This window comes from Methylomonas sp. LWB (assembly GCF_001856095.1).
Taxonomy (GTDB): domain Bacteria; phylum Pseudomonadota; class Gammaproteobacteria; order Methylococcales; family Methylomonadaceae; genus Methylomonas; species Methylomonas koyamae_A.
On record NZ_MKMC01000004.1, the window covers coordinates 13,025 to 25,651 of the forward strand.

The 12,627-nt window shown below is 57.9% G+C and carries 12 protein-coding genes; 10 read left to right on the forward strand and 2 right to left on the reverse strand.

Features of this window, described 5'->3' with window-relative positions; genetic code table 11:
- Genes BJL95_RS01645 through BJL95_RS01665 form a run of 5 tightly spaced genes read left to right on the forward strand, consistent with a single transcriptional unit; the run spans nt 1 to nt 4,761 of the window.
- Nucleotides 1-843, forward strand: a complete 843-nt coding sequence (locus BJL95_RS01645; RefSeq protein WP_071155015.1) for an SPOR domain-containing protein — start codon at nt 1-3, stop codon at nt 841-843.
- 22 nt (nt 844-865) lie between these two features.
- Nucleotides 866-1,384 (forward strand): CvpA family protein, encoded by a 519-nt coding sequence (locus tag BJL95_RS01650; RefSeq protein WP_175463627.1) that lies wholly within the window; start codon nt 866-868, stop codon nt 1,382-1,384.
- 12 nt (nt 1,385-1,396) lie between these two features.
- Nucleotides 1,397-2,905, forward strand: a complete 1,509-nt coding sequence (gene purF, locus BJL95_RS01655; protein ID WP_071155016.1) for an amidophosphoribosyltransferase — start codon at nt 1,397-1,399, stop codon at nt 2,903-2,905.
- Nucleotides 2,905-4,137, forward strand: a complete 1,233-nt coding sequence (locus BJL95_RS01660) for an O-succinylhomoserine sulfhydrylase (RefSeq protein WP_071155017.1) — start codon at nt 2,905-2,907, stop codon at nt 4,135-4,137. Before purF ends, BJL95_RS01660 begins: the two co-directional genes overlap by 1 nt.
- Before the next feature lie 48 nt (nt 4,138-4,185).
- Nucleotides 4,186-4,761, forward strand: a complete 576-nt coding sequence (locus BJL95_RS01665) for a PilZ domain-containing protein (protein ID WP_064028944.1) — start codon at nt 4,186-4,188, stop codon at nt 4,759-4,761.
- Between the two features lie 9 nt (nt 4,762-4,770).
- Here BJL95_RS01665 and grxC read toward each other — a convergent pair whose 3' ends face one another.
- The gene (gene grxC / locus BJL95_RS01670) at nt 4,771-5,025 is read right to left on the reverse strand and encodes a glutaredoxin 3 (RefSeq protein ID WP_064029016.1); all 255 of its coding nucleotides are present in this window, start codon (nt 5,023-5,025) and stop codon (nt 4,771-4,773) included.
- A 34-nt stretch (nt 5,026-5,059) separates the two neighbouring features.
- Complete coding sequence (locus BJL95_RS01675) at nt 5,060-5,710, reverse strand: class II aldolase/adducin family protein (RefSeq protein WP_071155137.1); 651 nt, start codon at nt 5,708-5,710, stop codon at nt 5,060-5,062.
- A 39-nt stretch (nt 5,711-5,749) separates the two neighbouring features.
- Between BJL95_RS01675 and BJL95_RS01680 the strand changes: the two genes are divergently transcribed.
- The 5 genes from BJL95_RS01680 to ribBA all read left to right on the forward strand — a co-directional run bounded on the left by BJL95_RS01680 (nt 5,750) and on the right by ribBA (nt 12,533).
- Complete coding sequence (locus BJL95_RS01680; protein ID WP_071155018.1) at nt 5,750-9,130, forward strand: mechanosensitive ion channel domain-containing protein; 3,381 nt, start codon at nt 5,750-5,752, stop codon at nt 9,128-9,130.
- Nucleotides 9,131-9,199: 69 nt separating this feature from the next.
- The gene (nrdR, locus tag BJL95_RS01685) at nt 9,200-9,661 is read left to right on the forward strand and encodes a transcriptional regulator NrdR (RefSeq protein ID WP_064028947.1); all 462 of its coding nucleotides are present in this window, start codon (nt 9,200-9,202) and stop codon (nt 9,659-9,661) included.
- Complete coding sequence (ribD, locus tag BJL95_RS01690; protein WP_071155019.1) at nt 9,648-10,739, forward strand: bifunctional diaminohydroxyphosphoribosylaminopyrimidine deaminase/5-amino-6-(5-phosphoribosylamino)uracil reductase RibD; 1,092 nt, start codon at nt 9,648-9,650, stop codon at nt 10,737-10,739. The genes nrdR and ribD overlap by 14 nt, the downstream gene beginning before the upstream one ends.
- 34 nt (nt 10,740-10,773) lie before the next feature.
- Nucleotides 10,774-11,430, forward strand: a complete 657-nt coding sequence (locus BJL95_RS01695) for a riboflavin synthase (RefSeq protein ID WP_071155020.1) — start codon at nt 10,774-10,776, stop codon at nt 11,428-11,430.
- Nucleotides 11,427-12,533 carry a bifunctional 3,4-dihydroxy-2-butanone-4-phosphate synthase/GTP cyclohydrolase II gene (gene ribBA / locus BJL95_RS01700; protein ID WP_071155021.1) on the forward strand — a complete coding sequence of 369 codons (1,107 nt, stop codon included), beginning with the start codon at nt 11,427-11,429 and terminating at the stop codon, nt 12,531-12,533. Before BJL95_RS01695 ends, ribBA begins: the two co-directional genes overlap by 4 nt.
- Nucleotides 12,534-12,627 lie beyond the last annotated feature (94 nt).

The following is a 12,627-nucleotide window of genomic DNA, read 5'->3' on the forward strand; positions in this document are numbered from 1 at the left end:
ATGGATCAGGAGTTAAAGCAACGATTGATTGGCGCTGCGGTAATTACCGCGTTGGCCGCCATCTTCGTGCCGATGTTGTTCGACGACCCAATCGACGAAACCGGTAAAACCATCAACGAATTGAAAATCCCGGAAGTGCCGGCCAAGACTCAGGATGTAGAATTCATGCCGCTGCCCGATAAGCCGGAAGCGGTGGCCGAAACCGCGCCGGCTGGCGAGCCGCCGGTCGGCGAAGTCCCGGCGCCGAGAGCGGTGGCGGAGGAAGGTGAAGGGGAAGCGGCGCTCGAGGCGCCGAAACCGCAATTGAAACTGGGCGCTCGGGAAACCTTGCCGCTTCCCAAGAAAGCGGCGCCGGCTCCGACGCGCGCGCCGACGCCTGTCGTGGGTGACGACGAAGAACCGGTGGTGGCCGAGGCCGAAGACGTACCGCCGCCGCGTCCGACCAAATTGCCGGCGCCGACCGCGGCACCGGCCGTACAGCCCTTGGCTCAGGTCGCGCCCAGTGCCATCGCCAAGCCGAAGCCGACAAAATTACCGGAAACCAAACCCGAGACGGTCGTTGCACCGGCGACCGCGCCGGCCGTTAAGGCGCCGGTCGGCGGAGAGGAAAGCAACCGCTGGTATTTGCAGGTCGGTACGTTTAGTCAGAAACCGAACGCGGCCGCATTGCAAGAAAGCCTGAAACAACAAGGTTTCGCCGCTTCGGTCAAGGAGTTCGCCAGCGATAAGGGGTCGGTGTTCAAAGTTCGGATCGGCCCTATCGTCGATAAGGCTAAGGCTCAAGCGATCAAGGCTAAACTGGCGCAAATCAACGTGAACAGTTTTGTTTCGCCGGACGAGTAAGCTAACGATCCCGGTTTAAGCGATGCTGGATTTTGTGCCTTGGCAGCAAATGCTATGGGTCGATTACCTGATTATCGTCATCGTGGGCGGTTCGGCCCTGATGGGTTTGTTTCGCGGCTTCGTCAAGGAGGCGTTCGCGCTGACGATATGGTCGGTCGCGGTCTGGGTCGGTGTGCACTACAGCCGCGATGTGGCGGTATTGTTGCAGTCGACGATCAGTTATCCGTCGGCCCGCGCCGCTGCGGCGTTTGCGCTGCTGTTTTTCGCGACCTTGATTCTGGGCAGTTTGATCAGCTTTTTATTGAGCCAGTTGATTGAATCCACCGGATTGACCGGCAGCGATCGCTTGCTGGGCATGCTGTTCGGCATCGTGCGCGGTTCGGTGCTGGTGGCCTTGCTGGTGATGATGGCCGGCGTGACGCCGCTGCCGGAAGACCCTTGGTGGAAACAGTCGGTTCTCATTCCGCCGTTCCAGGCGCTGGCCTTGTGGTTGAAAAACCATATGCCGGCAGGTTTGGCGGATTACATTCATTATCGTTAAATCGGATCAGCTATGTGTGGTATTGCGGCAATCGTTTCTCATCAAAGCGTTAATCAGGATCTCTACGATGCCCTGACGGTGTTGCAGCATCGCGGCCAGGATGCCGCCGGCATCGTCACCTGCGACGGCGGGCGCTTGCATCTGCGTAAGGATAACGGGCTGGCGCGCGACGTGTTTTCAACCGAGCAAATGATGAAGCTGAAAGGCAATATGGGGATCGCCCACGTGCGTTACCCGACGGCCGGTTGCACCAGTTCGGCCGAAGCCCAACCGTTTTACGTCAACTCGCCGTTCGGCCTGACGCTGGCGCACAACGGCAACTTGACCAATACCGAGGAATTGAAGCGGCAGGTGTTCGTCGACGATCAGCGCCATATCAACACCGACTCGGACTCCGAGGTGTTGTTGAACGTGTTCGCCCACGAGCTGCAACAATTCGGCAAGCTGCGTTTGACCGTCGACGACGTGTTCCAGGCGGTCAGCGCGGTCCACAAACGCTGCCGAGGCGCGTATGCGGTGGTCGTGATGATTGCCGGTTTCGGCGTGTTGGGTTTTCGCGATCCGCACGGCATTCGGCCGATCGTGTATGGCGAACGCAAATCGGATGAAGGCATCGAATACATGATCGCTTCGGAAAGCGTGGCCTTGGACGTGTTGGATTTTCGCTTGATTCGCGATTTAGCGCCCGGCGAAGCGGTGTTTATCGAGGCTTCCGGCAAGCTGCATACCCGGCAGTGCGCCGAAACCACCGATCATTGTCCGTGTATTTTCGAGTACGTCTATTTCGCCCGCCCCGATTCGATCATTGACAACATCTCGGTGTACAAAGCCCGGATGCGGATGGGTAAGAAACTGGCGGAAAAAATTCAGCGGGAATGGCCGGATCACGATATCGATGTCGTGATTCCGATTCCGGATACCAGCCGCACCGCCGCCTCGCAGATCGCCCACGACCTGGGCGTCAAATTTCGTGAAGGTTTCATGAAAAATCGCTATATCGGCCGGACCTTCATCATGCCCGGCCAGAAGATGCGGAAGAAGTCGGTCAAGCAAAAGTTGAATGCGATTTCGCTGGAATTCGACGGCAAGAACGTGTTGCTGGTCGACGATTCGATCGTGCGCGGCACCACCTCCGAGCAAATCATTCAAATGGCCCGCGATGCCGGCGCCAAGAAAGTCTACTTCGCATCGGCCGCGCCGCCGGTGCGCTATCCCAACGTTTACGGCATCGACATGCCGGCCGCGCGCGAGTTGATCGCCCACGACCGGAGCGAGGAGGACGTTTGCAAGGCCTTGGGCGCCGATAAATTGATATTCCAAGATCTGAGCGATTTGATCGAAGCGGTCGGCAGGGGTAATCCCAATATTAAGCATTTCGATACTTCGTGTTTTAGCAGCGAATACATCACCGGCGACATCGACATGGCGTATCTGGCGCGTATCGAGGCCCTGCGCAACGATCACGCGCAGTCGCAGCGCAATGGCAGCAACTTCATCATCGATATGCAGGTGGCGAAATAATGAGCGAATTCGATTGGCAAGACTTCGGGCCGGAGACCCAGGCGATTCGGGCAGGCCAGCGCCGAACCCACGAAGACGAACATAGCATGCCGATTTTCGCGACCTCCAGCTACGTGTTTCAGTCCGCCGAACAAGCGGCTTTGCGCTTTACCGGTCAGCAAGCGGGCAATATTTATTCACGCTTCACCAACCCGACGGTCGCCGCCTTCCAGGCGCGTTTGGCCCTGTTGGAACAGGGCGAACGCTGTTTGGCGTTTGCGTCAGGGATGGCGGCCATCATGGCGGTCGGGATGGCTTTGCTGAAGGCCGGTGACCACGTGGTTTGCTCGCGCAGCGTGTTCGGCAACACCGTGTTGGCGTTTCAAAATTACTTCGGCAAATTCGGGGTCGAAACCGACTTTGTGGCCTTGACCGATCCGGCGGCCTGGGAGGCGGCCATCAAGCCGAATACTCGGCTTTTGTTCCTGGAAACGCCATCGAATCCGCTGATCGAGATCGCCGACATTCGCGTGTTGGCCGACATCGCCCACCGCCACGGCGCCTTGTTGGTGGTGGACAACGTGTTTTGCACGCCGATCCTGCAGAAGCCGTTGTTGCTGGGTGCCGATCTGGTCGTGCATTCCGCGACCAAATACATCGACGGACAGGGCCGTTGCGTCGGCGGCGCGGTGGTCGGCGGCGAAGCCCTGATCGAAAAACAGGTCTATCCCTATCTGCGGACCGGCGGCGCGACGATGAGTCCGTTCAACGCCTGGGTGTTTTTGTCCGGTCTGGAAACCTTGGCCGTGCGAATGCAGGCGCATTGCGACCGAGCTTTCGAACTGGCTCAATGGCTGGAAAGCCAGCCGGCGGTCGCCAAGGTGCATTATCCGGGTCTTAGCTCACACGCCCAGCACGAACTGGCTAAACGCCAGCAAAGCCATTTCGGCGCGGTCGTCAGTTTCGAATTGCGCGGAGGCAAGGACGAGGCTTGGCGGCTGATCGATTCTACTCGGATGCTGTCGATTACCGCCAATCTGGGTGACGTCAAAACCACGATCACCCATCCCGCGACCACCACGCATGGCCGCCTGTCGCCGGAGGCTCGCGCCGAAGCCGGCATCAAGGACAGCTTGGTGCGGATTTCGGTCGGTTTGGAGAATCTCGACGATATCAAAGCCGACTTGCTGGCGGGTTTATCGGCCGCGAACGTCGAGAACGCTGGTCGCGCGACGGTCGCCGATTCGGCGTAGTGCGAAATATCGGCTATCTTTGTCCGAACTATCACCTGGATTTTCAGTATGTTTCAAGACCGCAAGGAATACCGGAAAAACTTTAGCGCCGAAGGTTTTTTATATGTCGGCGGCGAGGTATTGAAACTCGGTTGTTACGATGTCTCGTTGAAAGGCGCGATGATCGAGGTGGAACCCGGCGAACTGCTGAGCGGTATTGCCGAGTTCGAAAGCCTGCTGGCCGAGGACCGCCGCGCCGAGATCTTCGTCGAGGCCCTGTCGCTGGCCGGCGAAGTCGATATCGTCTGGGTCAAGCGCGAACGCCAACGGATCATGATGGGCTTGGAGTTTCGCGATGTGGTCCACAACGCCCAAAAACTTTGGCGGCGGAGGCGGGGCTATCGGAAAACGGAAAGCTTCGAGGTCGATCTGTTCATCGATAAGGATCGCTACAGCGCGGAAGGTATCAACCGTTCTACCGAAGGCATGTGCTTGCGCGTCCAGGCGCCGGCTTCGGTGAAGATCGGCGCCCCGGTCAAGCTACAAGTCAATCAATTGGGTTTTAGCGCGCTCGGCAAAGTGGTTTGGGTGGAAGCCAACGATTTGGCTTGCCGATTCGGCGTGCAATTGGTGATCGTTAAATAGTCGAGGCCTTCAAGCCTGCAACAAAGGGTCGAGTTCGCGGCCCACATCCAATGCATAGAGATCGTCGAAGCCGCCGATGTGGCGGTCGCCGATGTATATTTGCGGCACGGTGCGGCGGCGGGTCTTCTCCATGACTTCCTCGCGCAAACCCGGTTCGCTGTCTACGTCGATTTCGGTGTAACTCGCGCCTTTCTTGTCGAACAAACGCTTGGCCATCGTGCAATACGGGCAGAGTTTCGCGGTATAGATGATGATTTCCGGCATGATAAAATTAATAAATACTAATGAATGCTGCATTTTAGCGGGCTGGCGGGCATTGCTCAATAGCCATCGCTCGGCTCAATTGGCAAAGCAGCTGGCAAGCGGCTTCGGCCAAGCTGGTTCCGAAGGCGACGACACCGTCGAGATGGCCCAGCATTGTAAATAACGGTAGGGCCTGCAAGTCGCCGTTGGCGAACAGTTCGGCGACAGCCTCCGCCATTCGCGGCGTGCCGTACGGAATGTCGGCGCCGGTGTGGGGTAAGGCCAGCGCGGCGGTTTGCCGCCAAATTTCCGGGCTGTGCACATGGATGACGGCTTGCGCGTCCGGGCATTCGCGATACACGCCGGCATGGGTCAGCGCTTCCGACGACGGTTGGCAGGCGCCGCGCGAACACAGCCGATTTTGTTCGGGAACGGCCTCGACGACCCAGACGAATTGCCGGGCCTCGAGTTGCGGCAAGTCGCCGGTTTGGGTGCCGGAGATGATAAATTCGTCGCGGCCGGGAACCAGTCGCCGGCTGATGTTGCCGAAACCCAAGCCATCGTAACGGTCGGGGACCCGGCCGATCAGACCCAAACGATGCATGATCGATCGCCAGGCGTTCAGTTCGGCGAAGCCGAAGTCGACCGGTAAATCGGCGAGCTGATGCTCGAGCCGGTATTTGATCACGCCTTCGCGGTCGCTCATGATGTTTTTCCGTTTATTTTCACGTTTTCCCAAGCGCGCATGAAGCCACATTCGTTCAAAATCGGCCTGGTTTGGCCGCTGTTATTTTTGTTTTTCAGTGTAACGCTTGCTCATGCCGCAAATCAAAAGCCGGCGATCAAGCCGGCGTCGATCGCCGACATCAAACAGCGGATACAGTTCGTCAAGGATAAGCAGAATCTGGGCGAGGACTTGAAAAATCGCATCTTGTCCGCTTATTACGAAAGCGAGGATAACCTTAACGAAACCGAAGCTCAGGACGCTCAAGCCGAGTCGTTCAAACAGGCTTTGAACAGCTTGCCGCTGGAAACCAAGCGCATTGCCAAACAGATCGAAGAAGCCGAAGCCAACCTGAAGAATCGCCGGCCGGAACGTTGGTCGCTGTTTCCGACCGACGAGTTGGAGCAGCGTTTAATCATCGAGAAAACCAAACTTAGCGATTTGGATGCCGAAATCAGCCGCGTGGAAGCGCAGATCGGCGAGTTGATGAATCGGCCGCAATTGCTCAGGGAAAAGGTTTCGGAACTGAAGGGCAAGCAGGCCAGCAGCCAACAGGAACAGCAATTGCTCGCCAGCCGGGGCGGGGACAATCTTTACGAGAAAGAAGCCAGCCAAATTCAGTTGGAAACTCGCGTCAAGTTGCTGAACAGTACCTTGAAGACGCTGGAACTGGAAAACATCAGCAATCCGCTGCGCTTACAGGCGCAAAAGGACAGGATGCATTTGTTGAATTTGCAGCGAGAGCAACTGGCCATGCTGATCGCCGATCTGGACAATCACTTGCTCGACCGTCGTCAGCAATTGATCGACAAGGAGCGTGACGAGTTGTTGCAGGCGGAGAAGGACGCCGAGGGCAAGCATCCGTTGATCCGCGAAGCGACTAAGGAAAACATGCGCTACAACCGCAGTTTGCAGGCGGTCAATAAGAACATGGAGCAGTACCTGATTCAAAAAAACGAGATGGATGCTCGATACAAGCAGTTGGAAAAGGACTACCAGAGCGCCGAGCAAAAAATCTCGCTGGCCGGCTTGAGTCCGGCGCTGGGCAATCTGTTGCGCGAGCAGCGTCGTAACATTCCGCAACATAAGCAGTTCGGCGCGCTGAACGATGAGATTCAAGATCAGATCGCGCTGACCAGTCTGGAAAGCTTCAAGCTCGACGAAGCCAAGAAAAATCTGTCCGATATCAATCAGACCTTACTGAACCGGGTGGCTCAATTGCCGGCCGATACCGACGACGCCGAGAAACTCCGAATCCGTGCCGAGTTGCGCCTGTTATTGAACGACCAGAAGGATTTGGTGGTTCGCTTGGCCGGGGCTAACACCGAATACGCCCGCGTGTTGGGCGACGTCGATTTCAGTTTGCAGCAAATGCTGGGTATCGCCGATAAATTCGGCGCCTACCTCGATCAGCGTTTGCTATGGGTGCCGAGTGCGCCGGTCATCGATCAGCAGTATCTAAAGGATATTGTGCACTCGGTCTTTTGGTTTTTTGACCCCGGTAATTGGCGGCAAGTCGCTCAGGGATTTTGGGATGGCCTGGTTCATAATCCGGTATCGGTGCTGGTCGGCTTGGCGATCGTTTTGCTGCACTGGCGGTTTCGCAAGTCGGTCAAACTTCGGCTGGAAACCTTGCTGCGCGGCAATGCCGCCAACGCCAGTGTCGGTGAAACTTTGTCGGCACTGGTTTACCTGGGGCTGCTGTCCTTGTACGGTGCGTTGCTGATGGCGTGGATAGGCGGCGTGCTGGCATTGAACGCCCGTGCCGATTTTTTCAGCCGCTCGTTTGCCGAAGGATTGCTTTCCACTGCGTCGGCCTTGTGCGTGGTGCAATTTTCGTTTCGCTTGTTCAAGCCGTCCGGGGTCGCGGAAACCTTGTTTCAATGGCCCAACCAAGTCGCGCAGTTGCTGTACCGCCAGATCAAATGGTTGCGTTTTTTGCTGGTGCCCAGCGTTTTCGTGACCGCGATGACCGGTAGCGATTTGTTTTCGGAGCACAGCTATGCGTTGGGACGCACCGCGCTGATTGTGCTGATGCTGGCGTTTACCTATGTGTTTCATTGCCTGGCCCATCCGCAAACCGGTTTGGCCAAGAGTTTTTACCGGCTGTCGCACGGCTGGCTGAGCCGCTTGCGCTTCGTTTGGTACGCGATCGCGGTATTGACACCGTTGGTCATCGTCGGTTTCGCGGTGGCGGGTTATTACCAAAGCGCGCTGGAACTTTACGAAAAACTGGTTTACAGCCTGCGGTTGATGTTCGCGACCGCGTTGTTGTATGCGCTGATCTTGCGCTGGTTTCGGCACACCGAGCGCCAACTGGCCTTGCGCAACGCCAAGCAAAAGCGCAAGCAGGCCGAGCAAGTGCAAACCAGTAGCGCCGCCGACGAGGCCTTCGCGCCCGACAAGGACTTATTGGACATCACCAAAATCAATCAGCAGGGACGCAAACTGCTGACGACGCTGGTCATGGCGACGATGTTGGTCGGTTTCTGGGCGATCTGGAGCGATATTCTGCCGGCCTTTTCGGTGTTCGATAACGTCGTGCTCTGGCAATACGGGCAGATGATCGACGGCAAGGACGCGCAGCAACCGGTGACGTTGATTAATTTGTTGATCTGCCTGCTCTACGGCGGTTTGGCGTTTGTGTTTGCCAGCAATTTTCCCGCTTTGGTCGATCTGTTGACGGTCGGCAAATTCGCGATGACGGCCGGCAGCCGCTACGCCTTGATTCAACTGGTGCGTTACACGTTGACCGCGATTACCTTTCTGGCCGTGGCCAATGAACTTGGCGGCAGTTGGTCGCAAGTGCAATGGCTGGTGGCGGCGCTGTCGGTGGGGCTGGGTTTCGGCTTGCAGGAGATTTTCGCCAACATGGTATCGGGTATCATCTTGCTGTTCGAGCGGCCCATCCGGGTTGGCGATACCGTCACGGTCGGCGATGTGACCGGTCGGGTCAGCCGCATTCAAATGCGCGCGACCCATATCGTCGATTGGGATCGCAAGGAATTGGTGGTGCCGAATAAAACCTTCATCACCGACCGTTTGATCAACTGGACTCTGTCCGATACCGTGACGCGGGTGATGGTTCCGGTCAGCGTCGCCTACGGCAGCGACATCGAGATCGTCGAGCGGATCTTGCGCGAGGCCATCAAGGCAACCGAGCTGGTGTTGCAGGAGCCGGAGCCTGCAGTGATTTTCGTCGGTTTCGGCGAAAGTTCGCTGGATTTCAAAATCCAAGTGTTTGTCAGCGAACTCGCCGAGCGGGTAACGGTGACCCACCAATTGCACGTCGGCATTTACAATGCGTTGCAATCGCATCATATCGAGATTCCTTATCCGCAACGCGACGTACATATCCGCTCGATCGCCGACGTAATTTTGCCGGATCGCGGAGCGTCTTGAGCGAACGATTTCGAGATAACCCCGTTCTGTAATAGAATGGCCGACTTTTAGCCTAGATAGTTTGCCGATATGCGTTGTCCGTTTTGTGCCGCGCAGGATACCCGCGTCATCGATACCCGCCTGGCGGACGATGGCGATCAGGTCAAGCGCCGCCGCGAGTGCGTGGCTTGCAAGGAGCGCTTTACCACCTTCGAAGTGGTCGAATTGGCGCTGCCACGCATCGTCAAGCGCAGCGGAGCTAGGCAGAGTTTCGACGAAAATAAATTGCGGGCCGGCATGCTACGCGCTTTGGAAAAGCGGCCGGTTCAAGTCGATGCGGTCGAAGCGGCGATCAGCCGGATCAAGAAAGTACTGGTTACCCGCGGCGAGCGGGAAATACCGGCGCTGGCGCTGGGCGAACTGGTGATGCAGGAACTCAGTCAGCTCGATCACGTCGCCTTCGTGCGCTTCGCCTCGGTCTATCGCAGTTTTCAGGATGTCAGCGAATTCACCCGGATGATAGAGACACTGCAGCAACATGATCCAGGCTAGTTCGGACGCCTATTTCATGGCGCGCGCGGTCAAATTGGCCGAGCGCGGGCTGTATACCACCGATCCCAATCCCCATGTCGGTTGCGTATTGGTCAAAAACGGCGAGGTTCTGAGCGAGGGCTGGACTCAGCGGGCCGGATTTGCTCATGCCGAAGTCGACGCGCTGAATAAGACCCCCGATGCGCGCGGCGCGACCGCTTACGTGACCTTGGAGCCATGTAGCCATCACGGTAAGACCGGCCCGTGTACCGACGCCTTGTTGGCCGCCGGCATTGCCAGGGTCGTCGTGGCGATGGTGGATCCCAATCCGCTGGTGGCCGGACGCGGCCTGCAAAAATTGCGCGACGCCGGCGTCGAAGTCGTTTGCGGCGTACTGCAACAGGAAGCCGAAAAGCTCAACCCAGGCTTTTTCAAACGGATGCGGCTCGGTTTGCCGTGGATACGCAGTAAACTGGCGATGAGTTTGGATGGCCGCACCGCGATGGCCAGCGGCGAAAGTCAATGGATCACGTCTCCGCAAGCTCGCGCCGACGTCCAGCGCTGGCGGGCCGCCAGCAGCGCCATCGTTACCGGCATAGCGACGGTGCTGGCCGACGACCCGCGCATGAGCGCCCGTGTGGATTTCGATGCGGAACAGCCGGTCAAGGTGGTGTTGGATTCCGGCTTGCGTTTGCCGCCGACCGCCAAGCTGTTCGAGGCCGGGACCGAGGTCTGGGTATTGACTTGCAGCCAAGACACCGAGAAGGCCGATCGCTTGCGCGCGGTCGGCTGTCGGATTTTTCAGATCGGCGCCAGCGGCGGACATGTCGATTTGCGGCAAGCCTTTCGTTTGTTGGCCGAGCAGCAAATCAACAGCGTCTGGATCGAAGCCGGCGCGACCTTGAATGGCGCCTTGTTGGACAGCGGACTGGTCGACGAATGGTTGTTTTACCTGGCGCCCTGCATATTGGGCAGCGAAGGATTGGGCTTGTTTCATTTACCCGGCTTGCAAAGTCTGGCGGACAAAAAATCCTTACGTTTGCTGGAAACTCGCCAAGTGGGTCCCGATCTACGGCTGCGTTATCGCTGCGAAGCCTGATATAGTCATCTCTTAAGTTCACCGGAATTTAATCATGTTTACCGGAATCATCCTGGCGGTCGGCCGAATCTCGGCGATACAGGCTCGCGGCGGAGACTGCCGTCTGCAAATACACACCGGCAAATTGTCGCTGGCGGGTGCCGCGCTCGGCGACAGCATTGCCGTCAACGGCGTCTGCCTGACGGCGGTTGAGTTGGGCGAACACCATTTCGTCGCCGACGTGTCCAACGAAACCTTGTCGCGAACCACCTTGAGAAATGCCGTGGCCGGCACCCCGGTCAACCTGGAACTGGCGCTGATGCCGTCCAGCCGCCTTGGCGGTCACATCGTCAGCGGCCACGTGGACGGCATCGGCGGTGTCGTCGAAAAGCAGCCTGACGGCCGGTCGATCCGCTTCAAGTTTAAGGCGCCCGACGAGTTGGCTAAATATATCGCCGAGAAAGGTTCGATTTGCATCGACGGCATCAGTCTGACCGTCAACAGCGTCGACGGCGGGTTTTTTTCGGTCAACATCGTGCCGCATACCTTGGCCGAAACCACGCTCGGCCAGATTGAAGTCGGCGGCAACGTTAACCTGGAAGTCGATTTGCTGGCCCGTTACCTGGAGCGACTGATGAAGGGCGAAGCGGCGGCTCGTTGCGGCGGTGGCGTCACCGAAGCTTTGTTACATAACGCAGGATTCATGCAATGAACACAACCGAAGAGATTATCGAAGACCTGCGACGCGGCAAAATGGTCATCATCATGGACGACGAGGATAGGGAAAACGAGGGCGATTTATTGATGGCCGCCGCGTTTGCCCGCCCGGAGGACATCAATTTCATGGCCAAATACGGCCGGGGCTTGATCTGTCTGACCTTGACCCGCGAGCGCTGCCAACAATTGCGCTTGCCGCTGATGGTCAACGATAACAAAACCCCGTACACGACCAATTTTACGGTATCGATCGAGGCGGCCGAGGGCGTGACCACCGGCATTTCCGCCGCCGACCGGGCCTTGACCGTGCAACGCGCCGTCGCGCCGAACGCTCAGCCCGGCGACTTGGTGCAACCCGGCCATATTTTTCCGTTGATGGCCCAAGCCGGCGGCGTGTTGAATCGAGCCGGTCATACCGAGGCCGGTTGCGATCTGGCGCGCTTGGCCGGCGTCGAGCCGGCGGCGGTCATCGTCGAAATTCTGAACGACGACGGTTCGATGGCGCGTCGTCCCGATCTGGAGGCCTTCGCCGAGCAGCACAATCTGAAAATCGGCACGATCGCCGATTTGATCCATTATCGGATCAAGCACGAAAACACGTTGGAGCGGATTGCCGAATGCGCGTATCCGACCGAGTTCGGCGATTTTCGACTCTACGCCTATCAAGATCGTAACGACGACAACGTGCATCTGGCTCTGGTGCTGGGTGAGGTCGCCGGCGAGGAACCGGTCCTGGTCAGAGTGCATGCCCGCAACGTCGTCGACGATTTGTTTTGCTCCAAGCGTAGCGATTGCAGTCTGCCGATCCGCGAGGCCATGCGGCGGATCGCCGAAGCCGGGCGCGGCGTGCTGGTATTGATTCGCCAGAACGAGAACAACAAGGCACTGGTCGAATTGATCCATGCTTACCAGATGCAGGACAACGGCATCAAAAGCCAAGCCAGCGCCGAAGTCGGTTGGCGCACCACCGGTACCGGTTCGCGAATCTTGGCCGATTTGGGCGTGCGTCGCCTGAAGGTGATGGGTGCCAAGAAAAATTACATCGGTCTGGGCGGTTTCGATCTGGAGATCGTCGAGCAAGTCGAGTTCGGCGTTTGATCGCGATTTTTCGGGGCGCCGCACGCCGAAACCGCGTAAAATTAGCGGCCTTTTTATTTGCGCGGCGGCCGGTGTTTCGGTGCCGACCGCCGCG